19 protein-coding genes are annotated in these 17,983 nt (G+C 48.6%); 14 read left to right on the forward strand and 5 right to left on the reverse strand.

All coding sequences use genetic code 11. The features are described 5' to 3' along the window. Positions 1–193: 193 nt before the first annotated feature. Positions 194–571 carry an endonuclease domain-containing protein gene (locus H503_RS0103685; RefSeq protein WP_009016098.1) on the reverse strand — a complete coding sequence of 126 codons (378 nt, stop codon included), beginning with the start codon at positions 569–571 and terminating at the stop codon, positions 194–196. Between the two features lie 293 nt (positions 572–864). On the opposite strand from H503_RS0103685, the gene trpS reads away from it, so the two are divergent. From trpS to H503_RS0103755, 14 genes are all read left to right on the forward strand, one after another. After that, positions 865–1,926 (forward strand): tryptophan--tRNA ligase, encoded by a 1,062-nt coding sequence (trpS, locus tag H503_RS0103690; protein WP_009016097.1) that lies wholly within the window; start codon positions 865–867, stop codon positions 1,924–1,926. Positions 1,927–2,025: 99 nt separating this feature from the next. Beyond that, entirely contained in the window at positions 2,026–3,372 is a 1,347-nt protein-coding gene (locus tag H503_RS0103695; protein WP_009016096.1) for an MATE family efflux transporter, read from the forward strand. Between the two features lie 279 nt (positions 3,373–3,651). Next, a complete protein-coding gene (purE, locus tag H503_RS0103700) occupies positions 3,652–4,146 on the forward strand; it encodes a 5-(carboxyamino)imidazole ribonucleotide mutase (RefSeq protein WP_016459534.1) in 495 nt (164 codons plus the stop codon). 24 nt (positions 4,147–4,170) lie between these two features. Continuing rightward, positions 4,171–5,613, forward strand: coding sequence for an amidophosphoribosyltransferase (gene purF, locus H503_RS0103705; protein ID WP_009016094.1), 1,443 nt, complete (start codon positions 4,171–4,173; stop codon positions 5,611–5,613). Between the two features lie 13 nt (positions 5,614–5,626). After that, positions 5,627–6,682, forward strand: coding sequence for a phosphoribosylformylglycinamidine cyclo-ligase (gene purM / locus H503_RS0103710; RefSeq protein WP_009016093.1), 1,056 nt, complete (start codon positions 5,627–5,629; stop codon positions 6,680–6,682). Then, complete coding sequence (purN, locus tag H503_RS0103715; protein ID WP_009016092.1) at positions 6,675–7,289, forward strand: phosphoribosylglycinamide formyltransferase; 615 nt, start codon at positions 6,675–6,677, stop codon at positions 7,287–7,289. The genes purM and purN overlap by 8 nt, the downstream gene beginning before the upstream one ends. A 10-nt stretch (positions 7,290–7,299) precedes the next feature. After that, positions 7,300–7,890: an IMP cyclohydrolase gene (locus H503_RS11760; RefSeq protein WP_014128428.1), complete on the forward strand. Its 591-nt coding sequence runs from the start codon at positions 7,300–7,302 to the stop codon at positions 7,888–7,890. A 15-nt stretch (positions 7,891–7,905) separates the two neighbouring features. Beyond that, a complete protein-coding gene (purD, locus tag H503_RS0103725; protein WP_026385442.1) occupies positions 7,906–9,180 on the forward strand; it encodes a phosphoribosylamine--glycine ligase in 1,275 nt (424 codons plus the stop codon). A 141-nt stretch (positions 9,181–9,321) separates the two neighbouring features. After that, positions 9,322–10,833 carry an IMP dehydrogenase gene (locus tag H503_RS0103730; protein ID WP_009016089.1) on the forward strand — a complete coding sequence of 504 codons (1,512 nt, stop codon included), beginning with the start codon at positions 9,322–9,324 and terminating at the stop codon, positions 10,831–10,833. 129 nt (positions 10,834–10,962) lie between these two features. Further along, on the forward strand, positions 10,963–11,292 hold the full coding sequence (locus H503_RS0103735) for a 7(1) septoil knot domain-containing protein (RefSeq protein WP_009016088.1): 330 nt from the start codon (positions 10,963–10,965) through the stop codon (positions 11,290–11,292). A 19-nt stretch (positions 11,293–11,311) separates the two neighbouring features. Beyond that, on the forward strand, positions 11,312–11,512 hold the full coding sequence (locus tag H503_RS0103740; protein ID WP_026385443.1) for a DUF2905 domain-containing protein: 201 nt from the start codon (positions 11,312–11,314) through the stop codon (positions 11,510–11,512). 151 nt (positions 11,513–11,663) lie between these two features. Next, a complete protein-coding gene (locus H503_RS0103745) occupies positions 11,664–12,299 on the forward strand; it encodes a GTP pyrophosphokinase (protein ID WP_026385444.1) in 636 nt (211 codons plus the stop codon). 3 nt (positions 12,300–12,302) lie between these two features. Continuing rightward, positions 12,303–12,983, forward strand: a complete 681-nt coding sequence (locus H503_RS0103750; protein ID WP_009016086.1) for a response regulator transcription factor — start codon at positions 12,303–12,305, stop codon at positions 12,981–12,983. Next, positions 12,976–14,238 (forward strand): sensor histidine kinase, encoded by a 1,263-nt coding sequence (locus H503_RS0103755; protein WP_014128430.1) that lies wholly within the window; start codon positions 12,976–12,978, stop codon positions 14,236–14,238. Before H503_RS0103750 ends, H503_RS0103755 begins: the two co-directional genes overlap by 8 nt. Positions 14,239–14,364: 126 nt before the next feature. Here the strand turns inward: H503_RS0103755 and H503_RS12705 are convergent, their stop codons facing one another. The 4 genes from H503_RS12705 to H503_RS0103775 all read right to left on the reverse strand — a co-directional run bounded on the left by H503_RS12705 (position 14,365) and on the right by H503_RS0103775 (position 17,887). Continuing rightward, the gene (locus H503_RS12705; RefSeq protein WP_016459532.1) at positions 14,365–14,592 is read right to left on the reverse strand and encodes a TIGR04076 family protein; all 228 of its coding nucleotides are present in this window, start codon (positions 14,590–14,592) and stop codon (positions 14,365–14,367) included. Positions 14,593–14,872: 280 nt separating this feature from the next. Beyond that, a complete protein-coding gene (locus H503_RS0103765; protein WP_009015296.1) occupies positions 14,873–15,262 on the reverse strand; it encodes a carboxymuconolactone decarboxylase family protein in 390 nt (129 codons plus the stop codon). An 11-nt stretch (positions 15,263–15,273) separates the two neighbouring features. Continuing rightward, positions 15,274–16,650 carry a pyruvate carboxylase subunit B gene (locus H503_RS0103770; protein WP_016459531.1) on the reverse strand — a complete coding sequence of 459 codons (1,377 nt, stop codon included), beginning with the start codon at positions 16,648–16,650 and terminating at the stop codon, positions 15,274–15,276. 223 nt (positions 16,651–16,873) lie between these two features. Further along, entirely contained in the window at positions 16,874–17,887 is a 1,014-nt protein-coding gene (locus tag H503_RS0103775; RefSeq protein ID WP_009015294.1) for a LacI family DNA-binding transcriptional regulator, read from the reverse strand. Positions 17,888–17,983: the final 96 nt, after the last annotated feature.

Consider the following 17,983-nt stretch of genomic DNA (forward strand, 5'->3'; position numbering starts at 1 on the left):
AGATAATTAAAACAAACATTGTAATCTTTAATTCGCTAATTCTAACATAGTGAGTTTTCTATCTCCCGTGCTGAAAAGGGAGAGTTGATCAACTGGCCGTTGATGAGTAGCGCCTGAATGAATCTTCTATTTGAAAAGGCCTGCCACAAGCGTTGGAGTTCGGGCAGGCCTTTATTTGAAATCAGGAGGGCTGTTAGGAGAGAACGCCCGTTGCCTCTTCAATCCGTTCTTCAATTTCTAGGCAAACATCCTCAAAATGATGCATAATATCGTCTCTGGTCAGATGAAGGATCTCATAGCCATATCGCCAAAGCTTTTTCTTGCCTTCGGCTGTATCATCTATGGGGGTTGTCGGATTGTTGGGATTGCCGTCTATGACAATGAGCAGCTTTGCCTTGGCGCAGTAAAAGTCGGCAATGAAGCCAAAGATACATTTCTTGCGGCCGAACCGGAGAGGGTAGGGTCGCATGAAGTCAAACCAAAGATGACATTCGGCTTCATTCATGGACCGTCTCATGGTGGCAGCAAGGCCTCTGTTTTCCCAATCTTCGTGTTGTTGGTAATAGATCATGTGTCGTGTCTCCTTCGTTATGGATTGGCGTGTAATGGGTTCATGTCCTTTATTATGCCCTAAATAGAACGGATATAAAAGGGGGATTGGATAAAAGGGAAGTTTTTGACGTTAAAAGGGATGATTTCGGGGACAAAATGATCCTTTTGGTCATTATCTCAAAAGATTTGCCAGCTATTTGAAAAATAAACAGAATCATAGTATAGTTATACAAAGAAAGAACCGTTCCGGTCTCCTTTTTTAGGGAATGACCGGTCAAAACGAAGGAATATCCTAAGAAGGAGCATCGGTTTATGAAAAAAATTATTTTAACAGGGGATCGTCCTACGGGTCATCTTCATGTCGGTCATTATGTTGGGTCCTTGCAAAATCGCGTAAGACTGCAGAATTCCGGTGATTTCGATGAAATCTATTTTATGATTGCCGATTCCCAGGCACTCACGGATAATGCAGAAAATCCCGAAAAAGTTCGTCAAAATGTACTGCAAGTTGCCCTCGATTATCTGGCTGTAGGGATTGACCCTGAAAAGGCCACCATTTTTATCCAGTCCATGGTCCCGGCCCTTTATGAATTGACTGCTTATTATATGGATCTTGTTACTGTTTCACGAGTACAGCGCAACCCGACCGTTAAAGCGGAAATTCAGCAGAAGAACTTTGAAAACAGCGTGCCCCTTGGCTTTTTCTGCTACCCTGTAAGCCAAGCTGCTGATATTACGGCTTTCCATGCCACCCATGTTCCCGTTGGGGAAGATCAGGAACCTATGCTCGAACAATGTCGGGAAATTGTGCGCAAGTTCAATTCCGTTTACGGGGAAACCTTGACGGAACCGGATATTTATCTGCCGCCTAATAAAGCTTGTTATCGGCTGCCAGGGATTGATGGCAAAGCCAAGATGAGCAAATCCTTGGGCAACTGTATCTATCTTTCCGACGATGCTGAAACCGTGAAAAAGAAAATCATGTCCATGTACACGGATCCCACTCACCTCCAGGTTTCCGATCCGGGGCACGTGGAAGGCAATACGGTCTTTACTTATCTTGACGCGTTTTCGAAACCAGAACATTTTGCGCAGTTCCTGCCGGAATATAATAACCTTGATGAACTGAAGGATCACTACCGCCAAGGCGGCTTAGGGGATGTGAAAATCAAGAAGTTCCTCAATAAGGTCATGGAGACCTTCCTTGAACCGATCCGTACCCGCCGCAGATCGTGGGAAGAACACCCGGACGACGTGTATGACATCCTTGAAGCAGGAAGCAAACAAGCTTCCCAAAAGGCTGGAGAGACCCTCGCTGAGGTTCGCCGGTCTATGCGGATCAATTATTTTGAGGACCGCAGTCTCCTGAAATAAGGAAGCGAAGACATTTTTTCTTGTCATTGAACTGAATCATCTGGAAAGGGAAGGGCCCGTGGCGGCGCTTCCTTTTCTTCATGCAAAGGAGCTGAAGCTATGGCCCATTCCTCAACCACTATGGATATGACGAAGGGGAGTATCTGGAAAAGCCTTTTCCTTTTTTCACTGCCGCTTTTGCTGGGTAATCTTTTTCAGCAGCTGTACAGCACCGTTGATAGTCTTGTTGTGGGAAATTTTGTGGGAGCCGACGCCTTGGGCGCGGTTACCAGCATGATGCCTGCCGTCAATACGCTGATTGGCCTTTTTATGGGAATCAGTACGGGGGCCAGTGTCATCATTTCCCAATACTTTGGCGCCCATGACCCGGACATGCTAAAAAAAGCCATCCATACATCCTTGCTGGGGACCTTTATCCTTTCCCTTATTTTTGATGCAATTGGTTATGTGGGAGCTCCCTATATGGTTCGATTCATGCGGACGGCGCCCTCCATTACGCCTCTTGCGACGGTGTATCTCCGGATCCTTTTGACGGGATCCACAAGTACCATGCTTTATAACATGGGCTCTGCCGTCTTACGGGCCGTCGGGGATTCTAAAAGGCCGCTCTATTTCCTTATCTTTACGAGTCTACTTAATGTCGTACTGGATCTTTATTTTGTGGTTTCCCTCAAGATGAGTGTGGCCGGCGCAGCGCTTGCAACCGTCATGAGCCAATATGTTTCGGCATTCCTTATCCTATTTGTTCTCTATCGCTCCCATGATGTTTATCAGATCCGTTTCAGGAACATGAAGATCCACGCCTTTGTTTTTAAGCAGATCATCGATGTCGGTATGCCGGCAGGATTTCAACAGGCTCTCACCAGTTTTTCCAATGTTTTTGTCCAGGCCTATATCAATTTTTTTGGGGCGGCGAGCACCACGGGGTGGGGTGTCTATTTCCGAATTGATGCTTTTATCCTCATGCCTATGATGACCATTGCCTTAGCTGTTACGACCTTTACTGGTCAAAACGCCGGGGCCCGGAATCTTTCCCGCATCAAGGAGGGTCATAAGGTCGCCTTGAAAATGGCGGAAATCGGGACGCTGATCCTGGCTCTGCCGGCACTCTGCTTTGCCCCGGAGATCGTTCGGATTTTCAATACAGATCCAGACGTTGTTTATTATGGCACCCTTTTCATCCGAACGAACTGTTGGTTCGCTCTCTTTGCCTGCCTGAACCAGGTCTACGCTGGCGTTCTGCGGGGCATTGGCGATGCCCGGGCGCCAATGGTCATCATGCTCTTTTCCTTTGTCTTTTTTAGACAAATCTATCTTTTCATTGTCTCCCATATCCAAAATGAGCCGCATCTCATGGCTTTTGGCTACCCCTTGGGGTGGATGATGTGCAGTTTCCTGCTTTATCTCTATTACCAAAAATCAGGATGGGAAAAACGCTTTGCTTGACTCGTGTATGTATGAGCTGCCTGCGGGCAGCTCTTTTTCTATCTCTTGTGGCCTTATGGCAGAGCAGGAAGCACCCTTGTTAGGGACGAGGAAAGCCTCACTTATGCATGAACAATTTTGTAATATATGAAATAAAAGTTCGAATTAGAATTGACAGCAAGGCTGCAGATTGATAGAATGTAATCAGCATTTATGCATTTGTTCAACTGACCCTAGAGAAGTTTCATGGTAATCGATTCATGGTAGGCTCTGGGTCTTTTTTATTCGGAGGTGCTTAAGATGAAAGTTGCAATGATCATGGGAAGCAATTCTGATTGGCCTAAACTGGAGAGCGCTGAAAAAGTCTTTCAGGAATTTGGCATTGACCTTGAGGTCACGGTTGCTAGCGCCCATCGTACGCCGGAACTCGTCAAGGCCTTTGCCGAAGGGGCTCGGGACCGCGGTGTTGATGTCATTATCTCCGCTGCAGGAGCGGCGGCTCACTTGGGTGGTGTCGTAGCTGCGTATACTACGCTTCCGGTCATTGGGGTGCCAATTAATGCAACGGCTCTTAATGGAATGGATGCCCTTTTGAGTACGGTCCAGATGCCAAGCGGAATTCCTGTGGCAGCCATGGCTATCGACGGGGCCAAGAACGCGGCTATTTTTGCTGTAGAAATCCTTTCCCTTAAGTATCCGGAACTGGTTCGGAAGCTTGCCACTTATCGTGCCAAGATGAAAGAAGAAGTCAGAGCCAAAGGGGAGAAGCTGGCAGCTGCCCGTGCTTCTAACTAATTGATTGTCATTTAAGGAGGAACTATGCGGGACCTTTTCTACGAAGCGGATAAGCTGCATGAAGAATGCGGTGTATTCGGTATCTATTCCCACAAAGACGATGTAGCACTTAATACGTACTGGGGGCTTTTTGCACTGCAGCACCGCGGTCAGGAAAGTGCGGGAATTATTGTCAGCGACGGACAGAACGTCCATGTGAAAAAGAATATGGGCCTTGTTTCCGATGTGTTCAAATCAGGACTCGAGGGTCTTGACGGATATATTGGCATTGGTCATGTCCGTTATTCCACGACGGGCAGCAGTATGACTTACAATGTCCAGCCTTTGAAAGTGTTCTATGATGGGGGAAATCTCTGCCTGTCCCATAATGGTAACTTGACAAATGCAGCTAGCCTGCGGCAGGAGCTTGCCAAGGAAGGACACGTATTCCAGACTACGGTTGATAGCGAGGTCGTTCTGTCCCTGATTGCCCGTTCCCGCAAAAAGACCTTGGAAGAGCGCGTAGCGGAGGCTGCCAATGCAATCAAGGGTGCTTTTGCCATCCTCATCATGAGTAATGATAAACTGATTGCGTTCCGTGATCCTTATGGTTTTCGGCCTCTTTGTTTGGGACGTCTTGATCATGGCTGGGTTGTTGCCAGTGAAACCTGTGCCCTTGATTTGGTGGGTGCTCATTATGTCCGTGACATAAAACCAGGCGAGATGATTGTTATCGATGATGCTGATAAAGAGCCGACAAGCCTCATGTATGCCCAGCATCAACCAGAACACCGCGCCCATTGCATCTTTGAGTTTGTCTATTTTGCCCGTCCTGATTCCATCATGGATGGAGAAAGCATTTATTTGGCCCGTGTCAATATGGGACGTATCCTTGCCCGTGAAACTAAGGATATCAAGGCGGATATCGTTATTTCCGTTCCTGATTCAGGGACGCCGGCCGCCATTGGCTATGGCCTTGAAAAGGGAATACCTTTCCTCGAAGGATTGACAAAGAATAAATATATTGGAAGGACTTTTATCCAGCCGACGCAGAAACAGCGCCTCAACGCAGTTCGGCTGAAGCTCAATGCCAACCGCAGTTTGGTGGCGGGCAAGTCTGTCGTCATGGTTGATGATTCGATTGTCCGCGGGACGACAAGCGGCAAAATTGTCCAGCTCCTGCGTGATGCTGGGGCTAAGCAGGTCCATGTCTGTATCAGTTCTCCACCGGTCATGAATTCCTGCTATTATGGCATTGATACGTCAGAACGCAAGGAACTGATTGCTGCGACCAAGACGGAAAAAGAGATCTGTGAATACATTAAAGCTGATAGCCTGCATTATATTTCCATGGAAGGCTTACGGTCATCCCTGTCCGTCCTTGATCCGGATGATATGTGCTATGCCTGCTTCAATGCCAAGTATCCTGATGGGGCAGATGAAGAGATGAAACAAGGTTCCAAGTATCAATTTGAAATGGGCTGCTAAGGAGGTACCAATCGTGAGTGATGAGAAAAAGAGCATTACCTATGCTGATGCCGGGGTAAACATTGATGCCGGCAACAAAGCCGTTGAACTGATGAAAGATAGTGTCCGCGCGACCTATCGTCCGGAGGTCATTGGTGACCTAGGTGGTTTTGGAGGTCTTTTTGCCCTGGGTTCCTACAAGAATCCTGTTCTTGTATCCGGCACTGATGGCGTGGGTACCAAGCTCAAGATTGCCTTCCTCATGGACCGTCATGACACCATCGGCCAGGATGCAGTCGCCATGTGTGTCAATGATATCCTTGTCCAGGGAGCGGAACCGCTCTTTTTTCTCGATTACATTGCAACGGCTAAGGTGGATTCCCAAAAGATTGCTGACATCGTTCGCGGTGTGGCCGGCGCCTGCAAAGAATCGGGCTGTGCCCTTATTGGCGGTGAAACCGCTGAAATGGCCGGCTTTTATGCCAAAGATGAATATGACATTGCCGGTTTTTCCGTCGGTGTGGTCGAACGGGACAAGATGATTACTGGTGATAAGGTAAAGGCCGGTGATGTGCTCTTGGGCCTTCCTTCCACGGGCATCCATTCAAATGGTTATTCCCTTGTTCGTAAGCTTTGCTTTGACGTGATGGGCATGAAGGTTGATACGTATATCCCTGAATTTGGCAAGACTCTCGGTGAAGAACTTCTTACACCGACCCGTCTGTATCCCCGTACGTGCCTGCCGCTCATCAAGAAGTTCGATCTCCACGGCATGGTGCATATCACGGGCGGCGGATTCTATGAAAACATTCCTCGTATTCTTCCGGCTGACTGTGATGCCGAAGTTCATGCCGATGCGTGGGAAATGCCGGCGGTCTTCAAGAAACTCCAGGAATGGGGCAACGTGCCTTGGAAGGAAATGTACCGCACCTTTAATATGGGTGTCGGCATGGTCCTTGTTGTCGGGGCCGATGAAGCAGATGCCGTCCGTGCCCATTTGAAGGAAAATGGGGAAACCTTCTATGAACTTGGTCATGTTGTACCTGGAACAAAGAAGACGGTCATGAAAGGCGGCGTTTTTGGTGAATAAAAGAAAGATCGGTGTCCTTGTTAGCGGTCGAGGAAGCAACTTGCAGGCCATCATTGATAAGATTGCGGCAGAATCCCTTCCCATTGAGATTTGCCTTGTTATCAGCGACAGTCCGGAAGCCTTTGCCCTTGAACGGGCGGCCAAAGCGGGAATCACGGGAAAGACCATTCTCCGTCAGGAGTTTAAGGATAAGGCTTCCTATGAAGCGGCCCTTGATGCCGCCTTGCGGAATGCGGGGGTCGAGCTTGTTGTCCTTGCTGGGTTTATGCGCATCTTAAGCGGTGAATTTGTGACCAAGTGGCCTCACGCCATCATCAATATCCATCCGGCCCTCCTGCCGAGTTTCAAAGGTCTTGACGCACAGGGGCAGGCCCTCCAGTATGGAGTCAAGATTGCTGGCTGTACCGTTCATTTTGTCGATGCCGGCATGGATTCCGGTCCAATTATTCTCCAGAGGGCGGTTCCCGTCTACGATGAGGATACACACGATACCCTTGCCGCGAGGATCCTAGTAGAAGAACATACAATCCTTCCGGAAGCTGTGAAACTATGGTGTGAAGACCGCCTGAGCGTTAAAGGGCGGAGAGTCAAGATCAGAAAGGAATAAGGTGATCGCTATGGCAATCAAAAGAGCCCTCCTCAGTGTGTCTGATAAGCGTGGCATTGTAGAATTAGCCCGCTTCCTTCATGATAAAGGCATCGAAATCATTTCTACGGGCGGAACCATGAAAGCCATCGAGGATGCCGGTATTCCTGTGACCTATGTCAGTGATGTGACGGGCACGCCGGAGATGATGGACGGCCGCGTCAAGACGCTGAATCCAAAGATTCATGGCGGAATCCTTGCGGTGCGCAGCAATCCCAAACACATGGAAGATATGAAAAAGAACGGCATTAAACCGATTGATTTGGTGGTCTGCAACCTGTATCCTTTTGAAGCGACGATTGCTAAACCGAACGTGACAGAAGCGGAAGCCATCGAAAATATCGACATTGGCGGTCCCTGCATGGTTCGGGCTTCGGCAAAGAATTTCCACGATGTGGTGGTCATCACGAATCCGGATCGCTATGCCAGTCTCATGAAGATGCTTGACGAAAAAGGTGACGTGGACCTTAAGACGCGCCGGATGCTGGCCCATGAGGCTTTTGCCCATACGGCGCATTATGATACGGCCATCAGCGCCTATTTCGAGAAACTGCTGTCATAAAGGAGGCCTATTGGTATGAATGTACTCGTCATCGGCGGTGGCGGCCGCGAACATACAATTGTTTGGAAACTCGCCCAAAGTCCTAAGGTGAAGAAGCTCTATGCGATTCCTGGCGGTCCGGGGATGATGGGATTGGCAGAATGCGTTCCCATGGATGTGACCAATCTTGAAGGTCTGGCCCAGTGGGCCGAAACGCATGCCATCGACCTGACCGTAGTGGGGCCGGAAGCACCCCTTGTAGCGGGTCTCGTCGATGTCTTTGAAGCTCATGGGCTCAAGGCCTTTGGGCCTAAGGCCAAGGCGGCAGAGATTGAAGGATCCAAGATCTTTTCCAAGGAACTGATGGAAAAGTACCACGTGCCTACGGCATTTTTCAAGGTATGCGATTCCTTGGATGAAGCGAAGGCTTACGTTCGCGAAAAAGGGGCCCCGATTGTCATCAAGGCCGATGGACTTGCTGCCGGTAAAGGTGTCGTTGTCGCGATGACGAAAAAAGAAGCGCTGGAAGCGCTGGAAGAAATGATGGGGCAAGAGCATCGTTTTGGAAGTGCCGGGAGTCGCGTTGTCATCGAGGAATTTATGGAAGGGGAGGAATGTTCCCTTTTGTGCTTTACCGATGGCAAGACCATTGTTCCTATGATTCCAGCCCAAGACCATAAGAGGGTCTTTGATGGGGATAAGGGGCCCAATACGGGTGGCATGGGCGCTTATGCCCCAGCACCCGTGATGACAGAGGCCCTTAAGCAAAAGACTCTGGATACGATTATTCGTCCTGTCATTGATGCTTTGGAAAAGGAAGGACGGCCTTATTCTGGCTGTCTGTATGCAGGTCTCATGATCAGTGGGGATTCCATCAAGGTCGTTGAATTCAACTGCCGCTTTGGCGATCCGGAAACCCAGGCCGTCCTGCCTTTATTCGACGGGGACCTCGCAGAAGTGATGTATGCCTGCGCAACAGGAACCCTTCGTCCTGATATGGTGAAATGGAAATCTGGTGCTGCTGTCTGTGTTGTCATGGCAAGCGGCGGTTATCCTGGTTCCTATCCCAAGGGCATCGCCATTACGGGTCTTGAGGAAGCGTCCAAGCTCGAAGATGTCGTGGTCTTCCATGCAGGAACCAAGGAAGTGGACGGGCAGATTGTCACAAATGGCGGCCGGGTTCTCGGAGTGACGGCTGTCGATGAAACAATCGCAAAAGCAAAGGAACGCGCTTACGGTGCTGTAGAACGCATTCATTTCGAAGGGGCCCAATATCGTAAAGATATTGCCTGGAGAGCGCTGAACCGCTGATTGATCATAGGAACGGCCTTCGGGCCGTTCCTTCCCATATCTCGCCTTTTAAGACGGGAAACGGGGAATTTGTAAAATAACTGTTGCATTTGTGACAGTGTAGTGATAAAATAGGGAAAATATCTTCAAGGAGGAATGAGAATGGCATTCATTTATGATGAACCTGCGCATACTTTTAGTGAATATCTGTTGGTCCCTGGGTACTCTTCCAGCGAATGTATTCCTGCGAACGTAAGTCTCAAGACCCCTCTGGTAAAGTTTAAAAAGGGTGAAAAGCCGGCCCTTAGCCTGAACATTCCCCTTGTTTCTGCTATTATGCAGTCCGTATCCGATGATGGGATGGCGGTGGCCCTTTCCCGTGAAGGGGGCCTGTCCTTCATCTATGGATCTCAATCTGTGGAAAGCGAAGCCGCGATGGTTGCTCGCGTAAAAAGCTATAAAGCGGGATTTGTCGTAAGTGATTCCAATCTTCGCCCAGACAGCACCCTGGCCGATGTTCTTGCCTTAAAGGAAAAAACGGGACACTCTACCGTCGCAGTTACAAGCGATGGTTCCGGTCATGGTCACCTCGAAGGTATCGTAACAAGTCGTGACTATCGTGTCAGCCGCATGCATATGACGGATCTTGTCAAGGACTTTATGACGCCAGTTTCTGAAATGGTGGTTGGCGATGCGGACATAACGCTTAAAGAAGCCAATGATGTCATTTGGGATAACAAACTCAACACCCTTCCCATTATTGATAAAGACGGAAATCTGCTTTATATGGTCTTCCGGAAAGATTACCAGACCCACAAACAGTATCCGTTGGAGCTTCTTGATGGTCAGAAGCGCCATATGGTTGGTGCCGGGATCAACACCCGGGATTATGAACAGCGTGTTCCAGCCCTTGTCGAAGCTGGTGCTGATGTCCTTTGCATCGATTCTTCCGAAGGATTCAGTGAATGGCAGGCACGGACCCTCAAGTGGATCCGTGACAAGTATGGCGACAAGGTGAAGGTTGGTGCCGGCAACGTTGTTGATAAGGAAGGGTTCCGCTTCCTGGCTGAAGCGGGTGCCGATTTCATCAAGATTGGTATTGGCGGCGGCTCCATCTGCATTACCCGTGAACAAAAGGGGATTGGCCGCGGTCAGGCAACGGCTGTCATCGAAGTAGCCAAAGCCCGTGATGAATACTTTGAAGAAACAGGAATCTATGTGCCAATCTGCTCGGACGGCGGGATTGTCTATGACTATCACATGACCCTCGCCCTTGCCATGGGGGCTGATTTCATTATGCTGGGACGCTATTTTGCCCGCTTTGATGAATCCCCTACCAAGCGTGTCAATATCAACGGCACGTATATGAAGGAATATTGGGGTGAGGGTTCTGCCCGTGCCCGCAATTGGCAGCGGTATGACCTGGGCGGAGATAAGAAACTCTCCTTTGTTGAAGGCGTAGACTCTTATGTTCCTTATGCAGGGCCGCTAAAAGAAAACGTCGGTGTCACTCTTGCCAAGATTTCCTCTACCATGTGCAACTGTGGGGCGCTTACGATTCCTGAGCTGCAGAAAAAAGCAAAATTGACCCTTGTTTCTGCAACCAGCCTTGTCGAAGGTGGAGCCCATGACGTCGTTCTTAAGGACAGTACGTCCAATAATTATCCTAAATAAGTGTACAACTGGCTGTGAAGAATGCGTGTCGTCTTTCTTCACAGTTTTTTTTATGGGTAGAATAACTCTCCCTTATCCTCTTTTTTTAGGGCATATTTCTGTTATAATAAGAGAAAGGAGGGAAGGCCGATGAAAAAACGCATACTGTCTGCTTTTTGCCTGTTACTGTTCGTCTTTGCCCTGCCGCTTACCGGATGGACTTCTGGTGTATCCAGGGATGGGTATTTTGGAAAGATTCGTCTCAGTGGGAAGGTACGCATTGTTGAATATAATGCCGATATCAAGGTCAAGGTCGTCAATGCTTTCCCTGACCTTAAAGTGAAAGTGGTTGACTATTTCCCGGATGAAATTGGAGAGTGGCAGTTTGTTGAATATGGTGAGGACTTTACGGTCCAATTCGTCAATAGTTTCCCTGATATTACCATTCAGTATGTATCTGCCTTTCCGGGCGTAAATTAAAAAGGGGGAGGGCGCATCCATGGGTCGATTGCTGGTTACCATTGGCATCCTATTTGTCGTGATAGGTCTTTTTGTGGAGTTTGGCCCCCATTTCCTCCCATTGGGGCATTTGCCGGGGGACATTTCGATTACGGGAAAGCATGGCAGTTTCTATTTTCCTGTTGTCAGCTGTATTGTTGTTAGTATTGTGCTCAACGTGATCCTGTGTCTTTTTCATTGATAGGGGATCAATCGGGGGAAAGGGGGTAAGGGAACAGGTTTCCCTTATCCCTTTTCTTTACTGTGCTCATTTTGTTTCAGATTATTTCCTTTTTGGGACTACCTGCTATGATACAATAAAGAAAGAACCGTAAAAGGAGGTCCATGCCACTATGACACAACAAAATCCATCCTATGCCGATTGGCAGCCGACCCTGCAGCGCGTCATGACCTATCTTGTTGGAAAAATTGAAGACTATAGCCGTGTCTGCAAGGAAAGAACAGGGGAGCCAGCCTATGAGCATTTGATTTACCGTGTCAAAAGCATTGACAGCATGAACGAAAAGTGTGTGAGAAAGGGGCTTCCCGTATCGGCTCGCTCCGCTCTGCGGGAACTAAATGATGCCATTGGTATTCGGATTGTCTGTCGTTTTATCGATGATATCTATACCAACCTTGAGGCCATCCGCAGCTTTACTTTCTGCCGGATCATCAAGGAAAAAGACTATATCAGTCACGTAAAACCGAATGGATACCGCAGTTACCACATCATTATTGAAGTGACGGCCCCTTTTGAAGACATCGATGGAAAGAATCCAGGCCGTTTTTTTGCGGAGCTGCAGCTGCGGACCATTGCCATGGATTCCTGGGCAAGTTTGGAACATGAAGTGAAATACAAACAGGATATTGAAGATCCTGCCCTTATCATCGAAGAATTGAAACGCTGTGCTGATGAGCTTGCGGCCTGTGATCTTTCCATGCAGACCATTTCCCACCTCATCCGCAAAAATCATAAAAAGGAGTCTTAAGGGATGAATATCTTGCTTGCTGAAGATGAAAAAGCCATGAGCATGGCCATTTCTGCTGTCCTTACCCATTCAGGCTATACGGTGGATACTGTGCAAAATGGGGCGGAAGCTGTCGAAGCGGCTGCGCAAAAGCCCTATGACTGTCTCATCTTTGATATTATGATGCCCATTAAAGATGGCGTAACGGCTCTTTCCGAAATCCGGCAAAGCGGCAATGAAACGCCGGCAATCTTTCTTACGGCAAAATCAGAAGTCGATGACCGTATCATGGGACTAGATGCTGGCGCTGATGATTACTTGACGAAACCCTTTGCCATGGGGGAACTGCTTGCCCGCATCCGTTCCATGACGCGGCGCCGTCAGAAGGACAGGGAAGATCTCACAACGGGTACGCTTACCCTTAAGGTCGGTGAAGGGGAACTTTCATGTACCAGCAGTGTTCGCTTATCGGCTAAGGAAACGGCCCTGATGAAACTACTCATGCTCAATGAAGGAAAAACTCTTTCAACGGAGCTGCTCCTTTCCCATGTCTGGCAGGATGAGGAAGAAAAAGGTCCTGGCGTGGTCTGGATATATATTTCTTATCTACGGGAGAAACTTCGGGCCATCGGCAGCCATTGCACCATAGAAGGTGAGGAAAATGGCAGTTTCCGCCTTGTTTCCCAGGAGGCCGCAAATGGCTGAAATCCAGCGTCTGCGGCGCAAATTCATTCTCGTAGGCACTCTTGCCGTTATCATCATTGTGGTTGGCGCGTTGGGGCTCATCAATACCATTTCCTATATGCGTATGCAGCACTCCGTTTTTTCGCTCCTCACAAGTATCTCCGAAAATGGAGGGCAGCTGCCGCGGCGGGAAGGAGAACGGCCCTCTTCCTGGATTGAGGATCCGGACTGGTACAATGATTCCCCGGAATCGATCTATCAGATCCGTTATTTTAGTATTGTTCTCGACCGCCTCGGCAATGTAGAAGATGTCAACCTTTCCCGCATTGCTTCCTTTAGTGAAAGTGAGGCGGTCCAAGTTGTCCGGAGCGTCATCGAATCACAGAGGGATCGGGGAATCTTTCGCAAGAACCGGGCAAGTTACAGCTATATGGTGACGCCCCTTGACAATCATCAATACCGTATTGTCATTATGGATTCTACAAAGGACGTGGCAGCTGTGGAAAGCTTTGTCCGGTATTCCCTGCGCTTTGGTATTGGCTGCATTCTGGTTTATGTCCTTGTCCTGACCGGGCTTTGCAACCTTATCATCCGGCCCTTCGTCGATAATATGGAAAACCAGAAGCGTTTCATTACCAATGCTGGCCATGAACTCAAGACCCCGATTGCCATCATTTCTGCCAATACGGAAGCCTTGGAACTCATTCAGGGAAAGAGTGAGTGGACGGCCAATATCCTGACGCAGGTCAAGCGCCTTTCCCGCCTCATCTCGAGCCTCATCACCCTTTCGAAGATGGGCGAAAAACGTAAGGAAGACCTGCAGAAAGAGGAGCTGGATTTGACGCCTCTTTTCAAGGATACGGTGGAGCAGTTCAGGCCTCTTGTCAAAGCGGATGATAAGACCCTATCCCTAACCGCACCGGATACCCTTCCTGTTATGACGGACCAGCGTTCCCTTGTGGAGCTGATCAATATCCTCATGGATAATGCGGTCAAATACTGTGACGCCAAAGGAACCATTGCAGCGTCGCTGACCCGAAGGGGCAAACAAGGTTTTGTCATTGCTATTTCCAATGCTTATGCCAAAGGGGAAGGAGAGGACTATTCTCATTATTTTGAGCGGTTTTATCGCGGTGACAGTTCCCATGACAGCACCATTCCTGGCTACGGGATTGGCTTATCCATGGCAAAGGAGATGGTCGCCCTCCTGGATGGACAGATCTCTGTATCCTATAAGGATCATATCATTACCTATGCGCTGACCTTCGAGCACTAAAAAAAGACCTGACAGGGCCACCTAGAAGCGGTTCTGCTGGGTCTTTTCTGCATCTATGGGAATAATTAATCCAGTATAGCCCTCATCCGCCGTATTGGAGAAATCTTGTTTTTGCAACCATTCCCGTTATTCTTCTGTTTCGAGAATATCAATTCGTTCAATAAAAAAAATGACGGGACGCGTTCCATAATTGCAGCAGGCAATCATCGTACGGTCATCACTTGTCCAGCCATGCATGATGGATCCGCACTGAAGGGGTGTATGGACATAGCGGCCGATGGTATCCCACGCTTCTCCGCAAAAGCGCCCATTCATAAGATGATGAAAAACATCCTGTGTCGTCGTTCGTTTCAAAAGAAACGGATCCCCCCTTTTTGAAATAGGGACAGGGATCGGAATTAGAATTTGCAAGATAGGCTTTTTGGGATTCGGGAAAGATCTTGGTCTCAAGGTCGGTAATTCGGCATTCGTGCTGCATAGGGGGCACCACCTTTCTGGATTTTTTACTATTATATAGGAAACGTTGGATGAACACCAATAAAAACGTGCTTTTCTGATGAAAGCAAAAAGACATGATGCGAAAGAGGGGGAGCATCATGTCTTTTTTGCTGATATAAAAAGGAGTGGGAATACATCAGTTTTCGTCAATGGGCTCGAACATATCCAGGGTTTCCAGGATGGGCAGGAGCTTTGTGACGCCGCAGGTAAAGAAGATAATGCGGATGACTTCAAAAATCTCATCCAAGGTGGCCCCATTTTCAAGGGCCAAGCGGGAATGAACCTTCATGGTTGTTTCCGTTCCCGTTGCCATTCCAATGGCCATAACGATGAGTTCGCGATATTTCCGCGGGATCTGAACATCTTTTTTGTTGCAGTTTACATACTGCTCGAGGAACATTTTTACAAGGGAGGGATCATTGCCCATGGTTCGATGGGAATCCATGATCTTGCCGCCGCGGGCTTCCTTCAGTTTCTGGAGAAAAGCACGGGATCGCTTCAGTTTTTCTTCATCCGTTTGTTTCACAGTAGGTCACCTTATCCTTTATATTTTTTTTTAAGAAAAGGCACGGCAATTTCGGGGAAGAGGGCATAGGTAAGCACATCTTCTCTTGTGCGTGCAAGCTCTCCTGCAGCCGTCCTTGCTTTTTCAAGGCCCGGTGCAATTCGGCTGCCCGGTCTAGAAAAGTCCGGTTCCTTTCCTTTTAGTGCTAATTTAGAAAGTTCCGCATCGATCTTTCCTGGCGGCATACCATATAGGCCGCGGCAGTAATTGGTCATTTCCTTGGAAATCATGCCGTAGCGCTTTCCTGTGAGAACGTTGACCGTTGCCTGGGCGCCGCAGATCTGACTCGACGGCGTTGCAAGGGGCGGATAGCCCATATCGGCCCGGACTTGGATCACTTCTTTGAGGACTTTGGGAAGCCTGTCGGACATATTCATCGTTTTGAGCTGACTTTCGAGGTTCGAAAGCATCCCGCCCGGAATCTGATGGTTCAGGCATCCTACGTCGACGCCAACGAGTTTCGTTGCCATGTCGGCATGGTTTTGTCTGACGGCAAGGAACTTCTTGTTGATGGCATCAAACTGTCCTAAACCAATCTTGGGGTCACGCGGCGTTCCCCGTAGGGCAGCAATATAGCTTTCAATGGGAGGATGAGCCGAGCTGAAGGCCATGGAAGAGACACATACATCAAGACCGTCCACGCCAGCTTGGATGGCTTCCCAGTAGGCCATATCCGCAAGACCGCCCACGCAGTGGGCATGGAGATGAATGGGCACGGTCAATTCTTTCTTAAGGGCTCGAATGAGGTCGTAAGCTGCCTTTGGCGTCATGAGCCCGGCCATATCTTCTACGTGAATGGCAGACGCACCCATGGAAACCTGGTCCTTGGCATTTTGGACATAGCTTTCAATCGTATTGAAAGGACTGATGTTGTACTGCAGGGACCCTTCAATGATCTTCCCGGCCTTTTTGATGGCATCAAAAGCCGTTTCACAGTTCCTGAGGTCGCCTAGGGCATCAAAGGTAAGGAAAATATCGATGCCGTTATCGGCGGCACGGGCCACAAATTCTTCGACAACATCATCGGGGTAGGCCTGGTAGCCTACAAGGTTTTGGGCACGGAGCACCATTTTGAGCGGCGTCTTCTTGACATGCTGCTTAAAGATGCGGAGTCGCTCCCAAGGATCTTCTTGAAGGTAACGGATACAGACGTCAAAGGTGGCGCCGCCCCACATTTCCATGGTCGCAAAGCCAACTTCGTCCATTTCCTCCAAGAGGGGAATCATTTCGTCTGTTGTCATACGGGTTGCAAATAAGGATTGCTGTCCATCCCTGAATTCGACGCTATTGAACTGCAAGGGATGAGGATTGCCTGCGTAGTAAGGCACTTCTTTATGTGAAAAGAACATAGGGAACACATCCTTTGATCAAATTCATCAGAAATTCGGATAGGCAGTCCGAAATCATCGATTTGTCGTTAGGTTTAACGTTATACTAGAGATAACTGAATCATAACCCACTTTGAATGGCTTGTCAAGAAATAATTTTCCGTATATTTAAAACTCCTGAAAACGCCGTCAACTTAATAGATAAAAAGAGTAGTGAAACTTGGGCTTCACTACTCTTTGCTGATTACAGGGAAAAACTTTCACGTAAGACGACTTTGGGCTGCAGGATCTTATGCAGGGGACCTGCTTCCTCGCCTGACAGAAGCTTCATGAGCATGGCTACGATTTCCCTACTCACTTCCTGCTGGGAAATCTCGATGACGCTGAGGGAGGGAATAGTGTAAAGGGTTGTTTCAGGACTCATAAGGGATGTTGTAAGGATTTCCGTATCCTCGGGAACAGCTACGCCGCTGCGATGGAGTTCATAAAGGGCGCCTCTAGCAAGTTCATCCGCTTCGGAGTAGATGACAGGAGGGCGCTTTCCAAGACGCAGGTATTTTGCTGCTCCTTTCACGCCGCCTTCAATGGAATTATCACAGTAGATGAGGGCTTCCGAGGCTATTTCGATGCCAAGTTCCTTGCAGGAAGTGAGGAAGGCTTTGGTACGGACTCCTGTTGCGACGTAAGGCGTTTTCCCCGCAAGAAGTGCGGCCTCTCTATAGCCTTTGTCATAAAGAAGACGGGCTGCCTCACGGCCGACGGCCTTGTCATCAACACTGATGGTGGAGTGCAGGGCGGACGTTCTGTTGATGAGAATGACCGGGGATTGGGAGGGGGTATTTTCAAGGAATTCCACATCATGGAGCGAGGACGCACCAATGATCATGGCATTGTAACTGTTCTTTGCAAAAATGGAGGCCTTTTCATCCAAGTGGTCATTTTGATAGGTCTGGATGACAAGCTCACAGTCATATTGATGAGCAATCAGCTCTTCCTGGATGTAGTTGATGAAAGTGGCCATAATGTTAGTTCTGTGGTCACTGGGCCAAAAAAAAGCAAGACTCGGCTTTTTTATTTCATTGGAGCGTAGCCGCCGAGCACTGAGGTTCGGCTGATAGTCAAGGTCCCTGACGGCATTCATAACTTTTTCAAGTGTCGCCTGGGAAATCTTCCGGTCTTCAGCTTTTCCGTTCAAAATAATGGATACCGTCGTCGGTGAGACGCCCGCTCTTTTTGCAACATCTTTGATGGTGGACACGAAAATCCCTGCTTTCAATAATCATCCTGCCTGGAGCTAGATGGAATCAGTTTAGTAAACAGCTGCTTTCAGCATACTGAAGGGATCTAAAAAAGT

This window comes from Acidaminococcus intestini DSM 21505 (assembly GCF_000425045.1).
In the GTDB taxonomy this organism is placed as follows: Bacteria; Bacillota; Negativicutes; order Acidaminococcales; family Acidaminococcaceae; genus Acidaminococcus; species Acidaminococcus intestini.